Below are 17,551 nucleotides of genomic sequence, written 5' to 3' on the forward strand. Positions count from 1 at the left end.
GCCATTGGCCGAACGGACGATCCCTGTGCAGAGGCGCGGCCGGTCTAAAATAGCGCTTTCCTCCAGCCCGCGCCCTTCGCCGCCATCCCGACGTGATCCGCTTCAACCAGTTCAGCCTGTCCCGCGGCACCAAGCCGCTTTTCGAAGAGACGAGCTTCACGCTCAACCCGGGCGAGAAAGCCGGTCTCGTCGGCGCGAACGGCGCAGGCAAGTCCACGCTTTTTGCCGTGCTGCGCGGCGAATTGCACGCGGACGGCGGCGACTTTTCGATGCCGCCGTCGTGGCGCATCGCGCACGTCGCGCAGGAGACGCCGGCGGTCGATCGCACCGCGCTCGACTACACGCTCGACGGCGACACCCACTTGCGGGCGATCGAAGCGCGAATCGCCGCCGCCTCTGCGGCGCACGACGGCGCGGCCGAAGCCGAAGCGCACGCCGCTTTCGCCGATGCCGACGGCTACACCGCGCCCGCCCGCGCCGAAACGCTTCTGCTGGGTCTCGGCTTCACGCTCGCGCAGACGCGCGAGCCGGTGTCGAGCTTCTCCGGCGGATGGCGCATGCGCCTGAACCTCGCGCAGGCGCTGATGTGCCCGTCCGACCTGCTCTTGCTCGACGAGCCGACCAACCACCTCGACCTCGACGCGATCGTGTGGCTCGAAGAATGGCTCGCGCGTTATCCGGGCACGCTCGTCGTGATATCGCACGATCGCGAATTTCTCGATTCCGTCTGCAACGTCACGCTGCATCTCGAGAACCGGCAGGTGAAGCGCTACGGCGGCAACTACAGCCAGTTCGAAATCCTGCGCGCGCAGCAACTCGCGCTGCAGCAGAGCGCATTCGAGAAGCAGCAGAAGACCGTGCAGCATTTGCAGAGCTTCATCGACCGCTTCAAGGCAAAGGCGACCAAGGCAAAGCAGGCGCAAAGCCGCGTGAAGGCGCTCGAAAAAATGGAACTGATCGCGCCGGCGCACGCGAGTTCGCCGTTCACGTTCGAATTTCGCGCGCCCGATGCCGCGCCCAATCCGATGATGGTGATGGAAGGCGTGAGCTGCGGTTATCACGGCGATGACGGCGCGGAGATTCCGATCGTCGAAGGCGTCACGCTGTCGATCCAAAGCGGTCAGCGCATTGGCTTGCTGGGCGCGAACGGTCAGGGCAAGTCGACGCTCATCAAGACGCTCGCCGACACGCTCGAACCGCTATCCGGTCACGTGCGCCAAGGCAAGGGGCTGCAGATCGGCTACTTCGCGCAGCATCAGCTCGAAACGCTGCGCTCCGACGATTCCGCGCTTCAGCATCTGGCGCGCCTCGCGCCCGACACGCGTGAGCAGGAATTGCGCGATTTCCTCGGCAGCTTCAACTTCTCCGGCGACATGGCGACCGCGAAGATCGCGCCCTTCTCCGGCGGCGAGAAGGCGCGGCTCGCGCTGGCGCTCATCATCTGGCAGAAGCCGAACTTGCTGCTGCTCGACGAACCGACCAATCACCTCGATCTCGAAACGCGTCACGCGCTGACAATGGCGCTCGCGCAGTTCGAAGGCACGCTGATCCTCGTGTCGCACGACCGGCATCTGCTGCGGGCGACGACCGACACGTTCATGCTGGTCGCGAAGCATCGCCTGAATCCGTTCGATGGCGACCTCGACGATTATCGCGACTGGCTGTTGCAGCACGCCGCCGAAACGCGGGCGGCGGCGAAGGAAGCGAGCGGTGCGGCGTCGTCAGCGGGTGAGGCGCAGGACAGCGCGCTCAATCGCAAGGAGCAGCGCAAGCAGGAAGCGCAGGAACGGCAGAAGCTGTCGCATCTGAAAAGGCCGTTGCAGTCGCGCATCGCGAAGATCGAGAAGGAAATGGACACGCTGAACGCGGAGAAGTCGACGCTCGATGCGTTCGTCGCCGATCCCGCCAGCTACGACGCCGCGCTGAAGACGAAGCTCACCGAGACGATTCGTCGTCAGGGCGAAGTGAACGCGCGGCTCGAGACGCTGGAAATGGAGTGGCTCGAAGCGCACGAGGAACTCGAACAGATCAGTTCATGACGCCGTCTCCTGCCCTCGCCGGCCTCCGCGTGCTCGATCTGACGCGGTTGCTGCCCGGTCCGGTCGCGACCTTGCGGCTCGCGGAACTGGGTGCGGACGTGCTGAAGATCGAGCCGCCGGGCGAAGGCGACTACGCGCGCACCATGCTGCAAACCGAAGCGGAACGCCTGAGCGGGACGCCGAGCGCGTTCTATCGCATCGTGAATCGCGGCAAGCGGACGATGACCGTCGATCTCAAGACCGAAGCGGGCCGCGCCGAGTTGATCGACCTCGCGCGTGACGCCGATGTGCTCGTCGAGAGCTTCCGGCCAGCGGTGATGGCGCGGCTCGGCGTCGGCTATGACGTGCTGCGTCAGATCAACCCGAAGCTCGTCTATTGCGCGATCACGGGCTTCGGAAGCACAGGCCCGTTCGCGGACAAGGCGGGCCACGATATCAATTACATCGCTTATGCAGGCGTGCTCGACCAGCTCGCCGCGCCCGATGGCACGCCCGTCGCGCCGAACTTCCAGCTGGCGGACTTGCTGGGCGGCGCACTTTGCGCCGTGACCGAGATGCTGGCTGCGCTTTGGCAGGTCGCGCGAGGCGGCGAAGGGCGTCGCATCGGTGTCTCCATGACGCACTCGGTTCACGCGCTCAACGTGATGGCGCACATCGCGCTCGCGCGTGGCGATGAGGCGGACACGCGCGCGGGCGCCGGCTTGCTGAACGGCGGCGTGCCCTGCTACGGCGTGTATCGAACGCGCGATGACCGGTTCATCGCGGTCGGCGCACTGGAGCTGAAGTTCTGGCAGACGCTGTGTCACGCGCTCAGCCGCCCGGAATGGGCCACGCGGCACTGGAGTCTCGGGCAGGCTATCGGTGGCGCGGATGCAGCGGAATTGTCGGCGCAACTGGCCGCGTGCTTTCGCGAGCGCACGCGCGACGAATGGACCGCGCGCCTGGAACCGCTCGATTGCTGCGTGGCGCCCGTGCTGACGCCGGCCGAAGCGGCGGCGCATCCGCTCTTTCGCGGCTAGATCGGCCTAACGGCGCGGCAAGGTCTGACGCGGCTGACGCTCGTCGTCGACGAGCACATGCTTGCGCCCGGTCACATGACGGCGAATGACGGCGACGACTTCGTCCTCGGTGACATCCGCGGCCACGACGCGACGCGAAATCTGCCCCTCGCCGTCGATCCATTCGATGATCCGGCACCCGCTGCCCCACGGCTGCTGCAAGGGCGGCGACACGCGACATCCGCGCAGATGAAACGCGGGCTTGGCTCGCATTGTTTTGGCGTGCTTCAAAGCGTGGTCCTCTCGATGCTTCCGGCGCGTCGCAACGAAGCAGCCGGATCCGTAGCTTTAGGAGGATAGGCAAAGCACGCGCGCGTTGGGTTACACGCGATAAGGAGTTTTTTACGGCGCGTTACGCGGGGTCCGATCCTTCAGCGCACGTCATTCGAGGTCGCGCACGCGGTCGATCGCTTCCTCGATGCGGTCCACGGCGATGACCTTCAGCCCGTCGATCGCCTGCTTCGGCGCATTCGCCTTCGGAATCAGCGCGACGGAGAAGCCGAGCTTGGCGGCCTCCTTCAGGCGATCCTGTCCGCGCGGCGATGGGCGAATCTCACCGGCAAGCCCGACTTCGCCGAACGTGATGAGCCCCTTCGGCAGCGGCTTGTTGCGCATGGACGAATGAATCGCGAGCAGCACGGCGAGATCGGCGGCGGGTTCCGTGATTTTCACGCCGCCCACCGCGTTGAGGAAAACGTCCTGATCGAAACACGCGATGCCCGCATGCCGATGCAGCACCGCCAGCAACAATGCAAGCCGGTTCTGTTCGAGCCCGACCGCGAGCCGCCGCGGATTCGGCACATGCGCGGTATCGACGAGCGCCTGCACTTCGACGAGCAGCGGCCGCGAACCTTCCTGCGTGACGAGCACACACGAACCCGCGACGCTTTGCTCGTGCTGGGACAGAAAGAGCGCCGACGGATTCGCGACGCCGCGCAAGCCCTTCTCCGTCATCGCGAACACGCCGAGTTCGTTGACCGCGCCGAAGCGGTTCTTGAACGCGCGAACGAGCCGGAAGGACGAGTGCGTATCGCCCTCGAAATACAGCACCGTGTCGACGATATGCTCCAGCACGCGCGGCCCCGCGAGACTGCCCTCTTTCGTCACGTGGCCGACCATGATGATCGCCGTGCCTGTCTGCTTCGCGATGCGCGTCAGTTGCGCCGCGCATTCGCGCACCTGCGCGACGGAACCCGGCGCGGAGGTCAGCGCTTCGGAGTAGATCGTCTGGATGGAGTCGATGACGGCGACTTCGGGACGCTGTTCGTCGATGGTCGCCTGAATCTTTTCGAGCTGGATTTCGGCGAGCAGGCTGAGATCGGCGGCGGCGCTTTCGTTCGCGCCGATCAATCCCAGCCGCTGCGCGCGCAACGCGATCTGCGCACCGGATTCCTCGCCGCTCACATACAGCGCCGGACGCTCGCGTGCAATCTCGGCAAGCGATTGCAGGAGCAGCGTCGATTTGCCGATGCCCGGATCGCCGCCGATCAGCACCACGCCGCCCGGCACGAGCCCGCCTCCCAACACGCGATCGAACTCGCCAACGCCGGTCGTGAAGCGCGGCACGTCCGACGCTTCGATATCCGCGAGACGCTGCACCGTCGAACTTTTGGCGAGCGCCTGAAAGCGATGCGCCGACGGCGCCTGCTCCGCCGACTCCACCAGCGTGTTCCACGCCCCGCACGCCGCGCACTGCCCCGTCCACTTCGGCGACTGCCCGCCGCATTCGCTACAGATATAGAGCGTCTTCGCCTTTGCTGCTTTTGCCACGTATTGCCTTGTCAGAAATTCGATTCGATTCGTTTTCGCGCCGACGACCTGGCGTCACTCCGCCCGCACCGGCACGCGTTGCGCGATCGCGCACATCAGCTCGTAGCCGATGGTGCCGCACGAGCGCGCGACATCGTCGATCGGCAGGTTCGTGCCCCACAACTCGACGCGCGAGCCGATGCCCGCGTTCTGGCACGGCGTCAGATCGACGGTGAGCATGTCCATCGACACGCGGCCGACGAGCTTCGTCATCACGCCGTCGACGATCACCGGCGTGCCTTCCGGCGCGACGCGGGGATAGCCGTCAGCATAGCCGCACGCCACCACGCCGATCCGCATGGCTTGTCCCGCGCGATACGTCGAGCCATAGCCGATGCTCTGCCCCGGCTGCACCGTCTGCACGGCAATCAGTTCCGAGGAGAGCGTCATCGCGGGCTTGAGGCCGGTACCGGCGATATCGGCCGTCACGCCCGATGGCGACGCGCCGTACAGCATGATCCCGGGCCGCACCCAGTCGAAATGGGCGGACGGATGCCACATCACCGCCGCCGAGTTGGACAGGCTGCGCGCCCCCGCGATGCCCTCCGCGCCGCGCTCGAACGCCTCCAGTTGATGCGCGATGCCGCGCTCGCTGTCGGCATCGGAGAAATGGGTCATCAGCGTGATCTGGCCGATTCCCTGACAGGCGCGCGCCCGCTCCCACGCGGCGCGAAAGCGCTCGGGCGTGTAGCCGAGGCGGTTCATGCCGCTATTCATTTTCAACTGAATATTCACCGGCTTCGACAGGCGCGCCATCTCCAGCATCCGCAACTGCTCGTCGCAGTGCACGGCCGTGGTCAGGCTGTAGCGGTCGATAACGTCGATGTCCGTCGGCCGAAAGAAGCCTTCCAGCAGAAGAATCGGCCCGGCCCAGCCCAGTTCGCGCAACTTTGCGGCCTCTTCGAGGTCCAGAAGGCCAAAGCCGTCCGTTGCGCGAAGTCCGGGGAACGCTCGCGCCAGTCCGTGGCCATATGCATTGGCCTTGACGACAGCCCAGATCTTGGATTTCGGCGCGTATTTGCGCGCGATGGCGAGGTTGTTGGCGAGTGCGGGCGTATGAATGGTTGCTGAAAGGGGGCGCGGCATGAGCGTTTGGGTGGAATCACGGTTCGGGCGGAAAGACGCAAGCATACGCCAGCGCAGCGAGCGGCCGCTTCGTCGATCAAGACGCCTTGTGAATCAGGACCTTATGAAGAATCCCGCGCGCGGAGGCCTTTACGGATCAAGGGTGTCACGCGCGATCGAGATTACTGCTAGTCAGAATGCGCCTATTTTCGTGTTATAAAGCCCTGCGCACAACCCATTTCGAACGGCATAAGCCCGAACGCATGACAGCAGGCATGACCAGCGTCCGGGGCGGATCACCCGCAGTGAGGAAAGCTTCGGATCAGATGAAAAAAGGTTTTTACACCATCATGGCCGCGCAGTTTTTCTCATCGCTGGCCGATAACGCACTACTGATCGCTGCCATCGCACTGCTGAAAGACCTTCACGCGCCGAACTGGATGACGCCGCTGCTGAAGCTCTTCTTCGTGCTGTCCTACGTGATCCTCGCGGCATTCGTCGGCGCTTTCGCGGACTCGCGGCCCAAGGGCCATGTGATGTTCGTGACCAATTCCATCAAGGTGCTGGGTTGCATCACGATGCTGTTCGGCGCGCATCCGCTGCTGGCTTACGGCATCGTCGGCTTCGGCGCGGCGGCATATTCGCCCGCGAAATACGGCATTCTCACCGAACTTTTGCCGCCCGACCGGCTCGTGGCGGCCAACGGATGGATCGAAGGCACCACGGTCGGCTCGATCATTCTCGGCACCGTGATGGGCGGCGCGCTCATCAGCCCGCATATCGCGGGTCATTTGCTGAGCCTGAATATCCCGCGCATCACCACGCCGGCCGAGGCCGCGATGCTCGTCATCATGCTGATGTACGTCGTCGCCGCAATCTTCAACCTGCGCATTCCCGATACCGGCGCACGCTATCCGAAGCAGGAAACGCGGCCGGTCAAGCTCATCACCGATTTCGCCGACTGCTTTCTGACGCTCTGGCGCGACAAGCTCGGCCAGATCTCCCTCGCCGTCACGACGCTCTTCTGGGGCGCGGGCGCGACGCTGCAGTTCATCGTGCTCAAATGGGCGGAAGTGTCGCTCGGCATGACGCTTTCGCAAGCGGCCATCCTGCAGGCGGTGATCGCGGTCGGCGTCGCGGTGGGCGCGGTGCTCGCGGCGGCGCGCGTGCCGCTCAAGCGCTCGCTGTCGGTGCTGCCGGTCGGCATCATGATGGGCATCGCCGTCATGCTCATGGCGTTCTACACGCGGCATCTCTTTCCGGCGCACTGGGGCATCTACTTCGGCAAGATGCATTTCCCCGGCTATCTGCTGGTCGCGTATCTCTTCCTGATGATCGTCGGCGGCCTGTCCGGCTTTTTCGTCGTGCCGATGAACGCGCTCTTGCAGCATCGCGGACACGTGCTGCTGTCGGCCGGGCATTCGATCGCCGTGCAGAACTTCAACGAGAACCTGTCGGTGCTCGTGATGCTGTGCCTGTACGCGGTCCTCGTGTGGCTCGACGTGCCGATCCAGTTCGTCATCGTGCTGTTCGGCTCGTTCGTGTGTCTGATGATGTACTTCGTCATGCGCCGGCATCAGGCGAATCAGCGCGCGTTCGATTCCGTCGCGCTGATCGGCGAGGCGCGGCACTGACGGTATCGCGTGACGCCGGGTAGTCTTCACTCATCATGCAATCAGCCGATCTCTTCTCCTTCGTCACGCGCGTGCGCGATCAAGCGCCGCTCGTGCATTGCCTGACGAACCTCGTCGTCACGAATTTCACCGCGAACGTGCTGCTGGCTGTCGGCGCCGCGCCGGCGATGGTCGTCGCGCGCGAGGAAGTCGCTGAATTCGCGCCGCTTGCCCATGCGCTGTCGGTGAATCTCGGCACGCTCGATTTGCCGCAATCGCGGGCCATCCGCGCCGCCGTCGACGCCGCCAATGGCGCGGGCAAGCCCTGGGTGCTCGATCCCGTGGCCGTCGGCCCGCTCGCCTTTCGCACGCAGTTCGCGCTCGAATTGCTCGATGCGAAGCCGGCGGTGATTCGCGGGAACGCGTCGGAGATCATCAGCCTGTCGGGCGGCACGGCGAGCGGACGCGGCGTGGACAGCACCGCCGCCACCGACGCCGCCCTCGACGCCGCGCAAGTCCTCGCGCTGAACACGCAGGCCGTCGTTGCGGTCACGGGCGAAACCGACTACATCACCGACGGCCGCCGCGTGATCGCACTGTCGAACGGCTCGCCGCTGATGACGCGCGTGACGGGCGTCGGCTGCGCGCTGTCCGCGACGGTCGCGGCATTCGCAGGCGTGGCAGGATCGCGCGACGAGCGCTTCATGGCGACGGTCGCCGCCATCGCCTATTCGACCGTGGCCGGCGAACTCGCCGCACGCGACGCGGCCTTGCCCGGCAGCTTCGCGGTCGCGTATCTGGACCGGCTCGCCTCTCTCGACACGCACGCGTTCGACGCGACGCTCGTGCAGCGCGACGTCGCGCTTTCCTGACATGCGCTCTTCCTTCGACCTCTCGCTTTACCTCGTGCTCGATCCCGTGCAGTGCGGCGGTCACGACGCCGCGCTCGACGTGGCGCGTGCGGCGCTGGACGGCGGCGCGACGATCGTGCAACTGCGCGCGCCGGAGTGGCACAAGCGCGCGTGGCTGGCGCTGGCGCTCGACCTCTTGCCGCTCACGCGCGCCCACGGCGTGCCGCTCATCATCGACGATCACGTCGACATTGCGCTCGCCGCCGGCGCGGATGGCGTGCACGTCGGCCAGCGCGATCTGCCGGCGGACGTCGCACGGCGGCTGATGGGACCGGACGCGCTGATTGGCCTGTCGGTGTCGAATCCCGGCGAAGTTGCGGAGGCGAACGGGATGCAAGGCGTCGTCGACTATCTCGGCGCGGGACCGGTCTACGCGACGCCCACGAAAACCGACGCCTCCGCGCCCTGCGGCCTCGACGGCCTCGCCGCAATGTGCGCTGAAGCGCGCTTCCCGACGGTCGCCATCGGCGGCATTCAGGCGCACAACGCCGCCGACGTGATGCGCGCGAAACCGGCGGGCCTCGCGGTCGTATCCGCGATCTGCAAGGCGACGAATCCGCGCGAAGCCGCGGCGGCACTGCGCGCGACGATCGACCGCGCAAGAACTTGATCCTTCCGATGACTTCGACGAAACGCATTCCCAACGCGCTCACCATCGCCGGTTCCGATTCGGGCGGCGGCGCGGGCATTCAGGCCGACCTCAAGGCGTTTTCCGCGCTCGGCGCATACGGCGCGAGCGTGATCACCGCGCTCACCGCGCAAAACACGCGCGGCGTGACGGCGGTCCATGCGCCCGATCCCGCCTTCGTCACGGCCCAGCTGGACGCGGTGTTCGACGACATTCGCGTCGATGCGGTGAAGATCGGCATGCTGGCGAACGCGGGCATCGTCCGCGCGGTGGCGGATGCGCTGCGGCGGCATCGTCCGGTGCATGTCGTGCTCGACACCGTGATGATCTCGAAGAGCAATCATGCGCTGCTCGCGCCGGAAGCCGTCGCCGCGCTGCGCGACGAACTGCTGCCGCTCGCAACGCTCGTCACGCCGAATCTGCCCGAAGCGGCGGCCTTACTCGGCGTCGAAGCCGCAAGCGATGAAGATGCGATGGTGCGCCAGGGCGAAGCGTTGCTTGCGGCGGGCGCGCGTGCGGTGCTGATGAAGGGCGGGCATCTTACTTCTTCGGACAGCCCCGACTGGCTGATCGAGGCTTCGGGCGCGTTGCGGCTTTCCGGCGTGCGCGTCGCGCTGAAGAACACGCACGGGACGGGCTGCACGCTGTCGTCGGCGATCGCGGCGCTGATCCCGCAAACCGACGATCTGGCGACCGCGACCGCCGAAGCGAAGCGTTATCTCACCGGCGCGATCGAGGCGAGCGCGCGGCTCGACGTGGGCCATGGCGTCGGCCCGGTCCATCATTTTTACCGCTGGTGGTAAGCGCCGGGTCCGCGCCGACTACAGCGCCGACGCCGCGAACGCCCGCGCCCGCTCCGGCCAGTCGTCCGGCACGATGAACCCGCGCGATTCCTCCGTCCATCCGCCCGCGCCGTCGCGGACGTAGGACGCCACCATCGTCGGCGCCACGGCGGCCTGCAAGGACGCGTGAATCGCGGCGGCTTCGGCCATCAGCGATTCCGCCTCGCCGGCTTGCAGGCGGCGCGATGCGAGCCACGCGAGGCGCGGTTGCACGACCCACGCGCGGGCATCGTCGATTGCTTGGTGCCCCGCCCGCCATTCCGACGCCGTCAGCCACCAGCCGCGCACATGCCGCTCGCCGATTTCGGGTGCGGGGATCACGGAATCGTCGTGATAGAACAGCCGGCCCTTGATGAATAACTGCGCGTCCCACGGACCATCGAGCTTAAGCGCCGCGAATTCCGCACGCGTGGTCAGCGCGAGCTGATGCGTGAGCAGCCGTCCATATTTCAAATCGAAGCGGTCCTGCAGATTCGGCCCGACGTAATCGGACAGGCGCGCCGTCGCCGACGCGCCATCCCCGATATGCAGGTAAAACTTCACGGCGAGCTCCCAATGCACGCGCGCGCCGTCGGCCGTTTCGAGCAGAAAGTCACATTCGCCGATGGTGCGCCGCTGCTGCCTGAGCGGGACGTTCGCCGCAACGAGACGCGCGGCGGGACCGTGCGCCAGGAAGAATTCGAGCAGGCTCTCCGCATAGATGCCGAGGCGCGTGGACCTGGGATTGCGTGACCGGACGTGCAACGGATCGGGCGCGGCGTCGAGCGTGTGCAACCAGGCGAGCGTGGCCTCGCGCTCCGCGGACGATGCAAACGGCTGAGCGAGTTTCGCGCCGGCTTGGTCGACGCGCAGGAGATCGGGCGCGAAAAGCAGCCACGCCAGGTCACGCACGGTCGCGTCCTCGAATCGATCGACAAGACGCGACAGATCGCTCATCCCCGCGCGCCCTTTTCTGCTCCGGGTTCCACGCCGAGTGCGGCGAGCGCTTCCTGATGGGTTTTGCGCGCAAGGCACAGATCGGCCCAGGCCTTCGCCTTGTCGGGCAGGCTGCGCAGCAAATACGCCGGGTGATACGTGACGACGACCGGCACCCCGCGATATTCGTGAACGCGCCCGCGCAGCGACGCGATGCTGCCGTCGCTCTTCAACAGGCTCTGCGCGGCGAAACGCCCGAGTGCGACGATCACTTTCGGCTTCACCAGTTCGACCTGACGCTGGAGATACGGCTCGCAGCGCGCGACTTCGTCCGGTTCGGGATTGCGGTTGCCGGGCGGCCGGCACTTGATCACGTTGGCGATGTAGACATTCGATTCACGCGACAGCGCGAGCGAACGCAACATGTTGTCGAGCAGCTTGCCCGCCTGCCCGACGAACGGCTCGCCCTGCTTGTCCTCGTTCTCGCCGGGCGCTTCGCCAATCAGCATCCAGTCCGCCTCGCGGTCGCCGACGCCGAAGACCGCGTTCGTGCGGCGCTCGCAGAGGCGGCATCGTTCGCAGTTCGAGACGCGCTCCGCGAGCGTGTCCCAGTCGAGCGTATGGATGTCGTCGGCGGCGTCCGGCGCGACGGGCGGCTCGATAGAGGGCGCGTCGTCAGTCCAGGGGAGATCGTCGTAGGCTTCAAAGGGCGGCGCGTCGAAGTCTTGCGGCGTGGCATCGAACCGTGGCGAGACGGACGATTGCCGCGCTGACGGCGCAGCTTCGAGTGTGCGCGGTTCGTTCGTTGTCGATTCGCGTTGCGGCGTTAACGGCGATTCGACGTCGCGTGCGTCCGGCAACGGCGCGGCTGATGTCTGTCCGGTCGTTCGCGCCGAGACACTGCCGACCGTGGCGCGCGACTGATCCGAGCCGGTCGCATCGGCCGATTCGTTCGGCGCGGCCTGCTCGTGCGCTGCCGCCGCAGCTTGCGCATTCACCGGCATGTCGCGCAACGCCGGAGCCGGCGCGGCTACCGCAGCTTGCGCATCCGCCGAGGTTTCGTGCAACGCCGAAGCCGTAGTCTGCGCCGTGTCAGCGCGGGCCGGACTCTCGCCCGACCGCCGCCGCACCCAGACCGGCCCGAATCCCAACTCCTCGATCAGCAATTCATCCAGCGCCATGCGCACTCTCCTTGAACGAAAGACGCATGACGATTGCGTCCTCGCGCGACCGATGCCGCGCGGGATAGTAATTCTTGCGACGCCCGATGGCCGTGAAGCCGAAGCGTTCGTAAAGCTGAATCGCCCGGGGATTCGACGGCCGCACTTCGAGCAGCATGCCGTCCAGCTTCTCGGCGTGCGCGATGCGCACCGCCTCGCGCAGCAGCGTCAATCCCGCGCCCGCACCCTGGGCCGCCGGCGCGACGCACAGATTGAGCAAGTGCATTTCATCGACGACCGGCATCAGCACGCAATAGCCGACGAGCGTTCCCGTTACATGACGAAGGCATACGCCGTAATAACCGTTGCGCAAGGAATCCTGGAAATTGCCGCGACTCCAGGGAAACTCGTAGGCGAGTCGCTCGACGGCGGCGACTTCGTCGAGATCGGCTTCGGTCATCGGCGTCAGATACCGATCCGCGAGCAGCACGCCGCTCACCGGAGCGCCTCCTCGCGGGCGGCGTCGGCGTCGCGCTTGCCTGCGGCAGCGCGCGCTTCCGTCCGCTCGGCCGTCGTCTGCGCGACCTTGTTGCGCACATAGTCGGGCGCGGCCAGTTCCGGCGCGACCGCACGCCCGGCGCGCAACGCGCGCAAGCCCAGCAGCGCGACCGGCAATGCGTGAGGCAACGCGTTCCGGTCGACATGCGCGGCGGCGGCGAGCGCCGGCAGACGGTCACCGAAAGCCGCGGCCGCGTTGCCCGCGAGCGCGAACGGCGCATCGGGGAGCGGCAGCGCGGCGGGAGCATCGAGCGATGCCGGATGCACGACGCGCCAGTCGGCGGTATCGGCGTCGAATGCGTAGTCGGCCCAGTACACCTCGTCCATCCGCGCGTCGAGGGCCGCGAGCACACGCGGCGGCAGCGACGGATCGGCGAGGCGCGCGGCTTCCGCGCACGCGAGCAGCGTGCTGACCGGCACCACCGGCACGTTCAGCCCGAACGCCAGCCCTTGCGCTACGCCCGTCGCGGTACGAAGGCCGGTGAAGGAGCCCGGCCCCGCGCCGAACGCGATCGCGCTGCAATCGGCCAGAGCGAGGCCGGCTTCATCGAGCAACTCGCGCACGGCCGGCAAAAGGCGCGTGCTGGATACCGCGCCGGTGGCTTCATGGCGGAACCAGACGCGCGTATCGCCGCTTTCATAGTGAGGCGCGGATCGGGCGGGATGCTGCGCGGCGGGATCGTCGAGCAGCAGCGCGACGGAGCAAAATTCCGTCGACGTATCGAGAGCGAGCAGGATGGTGCGGGTCATGGCCGGTATTGTAATGCGGGACGGGCCATGCTTTCGCACGATGCTTGCGGTCGAACCCTCCCCGATTCGAGGAAAGCCTCGACAGGCGAAGCGCGTATCGCTTGCTAAGATCGTCGGCCCATTACGATGCACAGGACACGACGCATGACCGACATCGACCAGCAATTCGCCCAGGCTCAAATCGACGTGAAAGAACTGCCCGAGCGCCTCGGCAATCTGACGCTCCTGCGGCTCTATGCGCTTTTCAAGCAGGCGAGCATCGGCGACGTGCAAGGCGAAAAACCCGGTTTCACCGACATCGCCGGGAAATACAAATACGAAGCGTGGTCCGCGCTGAAAGGCACGCCCGCCGATACAGCCAAGCAGCACTACGTCGAACTTGTCGAGTCGCTCAGGCGCGGCGAAGCAAGCTAACGCAGGCGCGCTGGCGTCCCCGCCGTCGATGCCCTTCGATGGCGCGGGAATGCGTCAATATGTGGCGCGGTGCAGCAAATTCCGTTATACTAGCGTTTCAGCAGCGTGACTGTCGTTTGCATGTATAAAGCATGCGGCGCTCATGAATGCCGCTTCGTAGCGTTTTGCTCCAATCCAGTTTAGAAACTGTCCCTTCCCTGCTAGGCCGCAGCGCAATTTGCGCGCTGTTTGTTCCGCGGCCCGTCATGCATCAGGCTGACGTCAGTGCTCCTCGAGCCTGCCGTATCCGATACAGCTTCTAACAACATTACTCGCCTTCTTTTTGCGCGAGTTGCCCCCGTTTTTCGATTTGCTCGCTGTTTCTTCGCTCGCTGAATCCAACGACTTGGGTATGCCGATTGGCGCCGACGCCTTATCTTCCGTTTCAAGGATCGACATGACTTCGAGTATTACCCCTAGCCCGTTGGACAACATCGCAGCACAGACGCTCGGCACCGCCCCTATCGTGGACGCAGTTGCAGCCGCAGCAGTCGCAGCCCCGGCCGTCGAAGCGCCCGCCGGCCCGACTTTCGAATCGCTCGGCCTTTCCGCCGACATCATCACCGCGCTGACCGCCGCTGGCTATCAGTCGCCGACGCCCGTGCAGCAGCGCGCGATTCCCGCCGCGCTCGCCGGCCGCGACCTGCTCGTCTCGAGCCCAACGGGCTCCGGCAAGACCGCGGCGTTCATGCTGCCGGCCATCGAAAAATTCTCGCAACTCGAAAAGCTCCAGGCGCAAGAACCGCGTCAGCCGCGCGATCCGAACGCGCGTCCGGGCCGCCGTCCGCAGCCGGTCGCACGTCCGCAACTGCTCGTGCTCACGCCGACGCGCGAACTCGCGATGCAAGTTTCCGCCGCCGCGACCACGTATGGCCGTCACCTGCGCCGTCTGCGCACGGTGAGCATTCTGGGCGGCGTCGCGTATGGCCAGCAATTGATGCTGCTCGCGAAGAACCCCGAAATTCTCGTGGCGACGCCGGGCCGTCTCATCGACCATCTGGAACGCGGCCGCATCGACCTGTCGAACCTCAACATGCTCGTGCTCGACGAAGCCGACCGCATGCTCGACATGGGCTTCATCGAAGACATCGAGACGATCGTCGCCGCTACGCCGGCCACGCGTCAGACGCTGCTCTTCTCCGCGACCATCGACGGCAAGATTTCGTCGCTGACGGGCCGTCTGCTGAAGGACCCGGAACGTATCGAGATCGTGCAGAAGCTCGAAGCGCGCAACAACATCGCGCAGACCGTGCATTACGTCGATGACCGCGATCACAAGGATCGCCTGCTCGACCACCTCTTGCGCGATTCGGAGCTGGATCAGGCTATCGTCTTCACCGCGACGAAGAGCGACGCCGACCTCATCGCCAATCGTCTCGCCGGCGCCGGTTTCGAATCGGCTGCGCTGCACGGCGATCTGCCGCAAGGCGCGCGCAATCGCACGATTCGCGCACTGCGCGAGCGTCGCGTGCGCGTGCTGGTCGCGACGGATGTCGCCGCGCGCGGTATCGACATCCCCGGCATTACGCACGTCTTCAACTACGACCTGCCGAAGTTCGCGGAAGACTACGTGCACCGCATCGGCCGTACGGGCCGCGCGGGACGCAGCGGCACGGCCGTGAGCCTCGTGCACCACGCGGAAACCGGTGCGCTCAAGCGCATCGAGCGCTTCGTGCGTGCACCGCTGCCGGTGAACGTCGTGGTCGGTTTCGAGCCGCGCAAGTCAGCGCCGAAGGGCGGTTTCGGCGGCCGTGGACGTCCGGCCGGCGGTAACAGCGGACGCCGCTTCGGCAGCGGCAGCAGCAACGGCGGTGGCCGCGGCTACGGTGCGAGCAACGCCAGCGGCTACGGCAACAAGTCGAACACGGGTTCGCGTGACGGCGGCGGCTATCGTGGCGCGAGCACCGGCGGCGACGCCGAAGGCGGCTATCGCGGTGGCAACCGTGACGGTGGTTTCGGCCAGCGTGACGGCTACAGCGCACGCCGCAACGACGGCCCGCGCGCACCGCGTCGCGGCAACTGATCGTTGACGACGTAAAGCCGAGGTGGCGTCAGACGCCGCCTCGCGCTGCAAGACAAGAAAACCGATGCCTCGCGCATCGGTTTTTTTTCGCCCGTCGTCACATTTCACGATGCGCAACGGCTTTTTGTTTCGCAAAAGTTTTGCTGCGCGGCACAACCGTAGAACTTGCAGCATGGGAAAAGGCGTTTCTCAATGCAAAATGCGCGTCGTAACTAATTGTTTATTCAGCGAATCTTTCCTACCCGATTTCTCCCGAGAACGCTGTCTCCTATCGTTGCACTCGCTTAGACTCTTATATAAGAGTTGAGCAAACGCAGACCGCCACGCCGGCGCCTCACTGCTCCAGTTCGCGAGAAGCATCGATAGATCCAGTTCGTCGTACAGCCAATCTCAAGGAGAAACGCCATGACCTCCCGTCAGCAGCAAGCTCAGCAACTCCATCAGCAATGGGAAACCGATCCGCGCTGGAAAGGCATCAAGCGCGGTTACTCGGCGGAGGACGTCGTGCGTCTGCGCGGCTCGGTGCCGGTCGAGCATACGCTCGCGCGACGCGGCGCTGAAAAGCTCTGGTCGCTGATTCACGATGAGCCGTTCGTCAACGCGCTCGGCGCACTGACGGGCAATCAGGCGATGCAGCAGGTCAAGGCCGGCCTCAAGGCCATCTATCTTTCCGGCTGGCAAGTGGCCGGCGACGCGAACATCGCGGGCGAGATGTATCCGGACCAGTCGCTGTATCCGGCGAACTCGGTGCCGCTCGTCGTGAAGCGCATCAACAATACGTTCACGCGCGCCGACCAGATCCAATGGTCGGAAGGCAAGAATCCGGGCGATGAAGGCTATATCGACTATTTCGCGCCGATCGTCGCCGATGCGGAAGCGGGTTTCGGCGGCGTGCTCAACGCCTTCGAACTGATGAAGGCGATGATCGAAGCCGGCGCAGCGGGCGTGCACTTCGAAGATCAACTGGCATCGGTCAAGAAGTGCGGTCACATGGGCGGCAAAGTGCTCGTGCCAACGCGCGAGAACGTCGCGAAGCTGGTCGCCGCGCGTCTTGCCGCGGACGTATGCGGCACGCCGACGCTGCTGGTCGCGCGGACCGATGCGGAAGCCGCCGATCTCGTGACGTCCGACGTCGACGACAACGACAAGCCCTTCCTCACCGGCGAGCGCACGGTGGAAGGCTTCTACCGGACGCGGCCGGGCATCGGCCAGGCAATTTCACGCGGTCTCGCCTACGCGCCGTACGCCGATCTCGTGTGGTGCGAGACGGGCAAGCCGGACCTCGAATACGCGAAGCAGTTCGCCGAAGCGATTCACAAGGAGTTCCCGGGCAAGCTGCTGTCGTACAACTGCTCGCCGTCATTCAACTGGAAGAAGAATCTGGACGACGCAACCATCGCCAAGTTCCAGCGCGAACTCGGCGCGATGGGCTACAAGTTCCAGTTCATCACGCTCGCGGGCTTCCACGCGCTCAACTACTCGATGTTCAACCTCGCGCACGGTTATGCGCGCACGCAGATGAGCGCGTTCGTCGAGTTGCAACAGGCCGAGTTCGCCGCCGCCGACAAGGGCTTCACGGCGGTGAAGCATCAGCGCGAAGTCGGCACGGGCTACTTCGACGCGGTCACGCAGACGGTCGAGCGCGACGCATCGACGACGGCGCTGCACGGATCGACGGAAGACGAGCAGTTCTTCGACAAGAAGGTCGCGTAATAGCGGATGACAGG

16 protein-coding genes are annotated in these 17,551 nt (G+C 65.6%); 9 read left to right on the plus strand and 7 right to left on the minus strand.

The window, feature by feature from the left end; genetic code table 11:
* Window positions 1–92 precede the first annotated feature (92 nt).
* Window positions 93–2,039: an ATP-binding cassette domain-containing protein gene (locus BG57_RS18395; protein ID WP_035966943.1), complete on the plus strand. Its 1,947-nt coding sequence runs from the start codon at window positions 93–95 to the stop codon at window positions 2,037–2,039.
* Entirely contained in the window at window positions 2,036–3,058 is a 1,023-nt protein-coding gene (locus BG57_RS18400; RefSeq protein WP_035966946.1) for a CaiB/BaiF CoA transferase family protein, read from the plus strand. The genes BG57_RS18395 and BG57_RS18400 overlap by 4 nt, the downstream gene beginning before the upstream one ends.
* A 6-nt stretch (window positions 3,059–3,064) precedes the next feature.
* On the opposite strand, the gene BG57_RS18405 is transcribed toward BG57_RS18400, so the two are convergent.
* The 3 genes from BG57_RS18405 to alr all read right to left on the minus strand — a co-directional run bounded on the left by BG57_RS18405 (window position 3,065) and on the right by alr (window position 5,992).
* A complete protein-coding gene (locus tag BG57_RS18405) occupies window positions 3,065–3,310 on the minus strand; it encodes a DUF2866 domain-containing protein (RefSeq protein WP_174447233.1) in 246 nt (81 codons plus the stop codon).
* 168 nt (window positions 3,311–3,478) lie between these two features.
* Window positions 3,479–4,867 carry a DNA repair protein RadA gene (gene radA, locus BG57_RS18410; RefSeq protein WP_035966950.1) on the minus strand — a complete coding sequence of 463 codons (1,389 nt, stop codon included), beginning with the start codon at window positions 4,865–4,867 and terminating at the stop codon, window positions 3,479–3,481.
* 54 nt (window positions 4,868–4,921) lie between these two features.
* Window positions 4,922–5,992, minus strand: coding sequence for an alanine racemase (gene alr / locus BG57_RS18415; RefSeq protein WP_035966953.1), 1,071 nt, complete (start codon window positions 5,990–5,992; stop codon window positions 4,922–4,924).
* A 305-nt stretch (window positions 5,993–6,297) separates the two neighbouring features.
* Between alr and lplT the strand changes: the two genes are divergently transcribed.
* Genes lplT through thiD form a run of 4 tightly spaced genes read left to right on the plus strand, consistent with a single transcriptional unit; the run spans window position 6,298 to window position 9,926 of the window.
* Entirely contained in the window at window positions 6,298–7,605 is a 1,308-nt protein-coding gene (gene lplT, locus BG57_RS18420; protein WP_035966954.1) for a lysophospholipid transporter LplT, read from the plus strand.
* 35 nt (window positions 7,606–7,640) lie between these two features.
* Complete coding sequence (gene thiM, locus BG57_RS18425) at window positions 7,641–8,456, plus strand: hydroxyethylthiazole kinase (protein ID WP_035966956.1); 816 nt, start codon at window positions 7,641–7,643, stop codon at window positions 8,454–8,456.
* 1 nt (window position 8,457) lies between these two features.
* Complete coding sequence (gene thiE / locus BG57_RS18430) at window positions 8,458–9,105, plus strand: thiamine phosphate synthase (protein ID WP_035966958.1); 648 nt, start codon at window positions 8,458–8,460, stop codon at window positions 9,103–9,105.
* 8 nt (window positions 9,106–9,113) lie between these two features.
* A complete protein-coding gene (gene thiD / locus BG57_RS18435; protein ID WP_035966959.1) occupies window positions 9,114–9,926 on the plus strand; it encodes a bifunctional hydroxymethylpyrimidine kinase/phosphomethylpyrimidine kinase in 813 nt (270 codons plus the stop codon).
* 18 nt (window positions 9,927–9,944) lie between these two features.
* Here thiD and BG57_RS18440 read toward each other — a convergent pair whose 3' ends face one another.
* From BG57_RS18440 to tsaB, 4 genes are read right to left on the minus strand one after another with little or no spacing between them, the layout of a single operon-like run.
* A complete protein-coding gene (locus tag BG57_RS18440) occupies window positions 9,945–10,901 on the minus strand; it encodes a DUF1853 family protein (RefSeq protein WP_035966961.1) in 957 nt (318 codons plus the stop codon).
* Window positions 10,898–12,061 carry a uracil-DNA glycosylase gene (locus BG57_RS18445; protein ID WP_035966967.1) on the minus strand — a complete coding sequence of 388 codons (1,164 nt, stop codon included), beginning with the start codon at window positions 12,059–12,061 and terminating at the stop codon, window positions 10,898–10,900. The genes BG57_RS18440 and BG57_RS18445 overlap by 4 nt, the downstream gene beginning before the upstream one ends.
* A complete protein-coding gene (gene rimI, locus BG57_RS18450; protein WP_035966969.1) occupies window positions 12,048–12,539 on the minus strand; it encodes a ribosomal protein S18-alanine N-acetyltransferase in 492 nt (163 codons plus the stop codon). Before rimI ends, BG57_RS18445 begins: the two co-directional genes overlap by 14 nt.
* Window positions 12,536–13,348 (minus strand): tRNA (adenosine(37)-N6)-threonylcarbamoyltransferase complex dimerization subunit type 1 TsaB, encoded by an 813-nt coding sequence (tsaB, locus tag BG57_RS18455; protein WP_035966971.1) that lies wholly within the window; start codon window positions 13,346–13,348, stop codon window positions 12,536–12,538. The genes rimI and tsaB overlap by 4 nt, the downstream gene beginning before the upstream one ends.
* A 144-nt stretch (window positions 13,349–13,492) precedes the next feature.
* Here tsaB and BG57_RS18460 point away from each other — a divergent pair, with 144 nt between their 5' ends.
* The 3 genes from BG57_RS18460 (at window position 13,493) to aceA (ending at window position 17,537) form a co-directional block, all read left to right on the plus strand.
* Entirely contained in the window at window positions 13,493–13,762 is a 270-nt protein-coding gene (locus tag BG57_RS18460) for an acyl-CoA-binding protein (protein WP_035966973.1), read from the plus strand.
* A gap of 436 nt (window positions 13,763–14,198) precedes the next feature.
* A complete protein-coding gene (locus BG57_RS18465; protein ID WP_035966979.1) occupies window positions 14,199–15,824 on the plus strand; it encodes a DEAD/DEAH box helicase in 1,626 nt (541 codons plus the stop codon).
* A 405-nt stretch (window positions 15,825–16,229) separates the two neighbouring features.
* Window positions 16,230–17,537, plus strand: a complete 1,308-nt coding sequence (gene aceA, locus BG57_RS18470; RefSeq protein ID WP_035966980.1) for an isocitrate lyase — start codon at window positions 16,230–16,232, stop codon at window positions 17,535–17,537.
* The last annotated feature ends 14 nt before the right edge of the window (window positions 17,538–17,551 follow it).

The organism is Caballeronia grimmiae, from assembly GCF_000698555.1.
Lineage (GTDB): Bacteria > Pseudomonadota > Gammaproteobacteria > Burkholderiales > Burkholderiaceae > Caballeronia > Caballeronia grimmiae.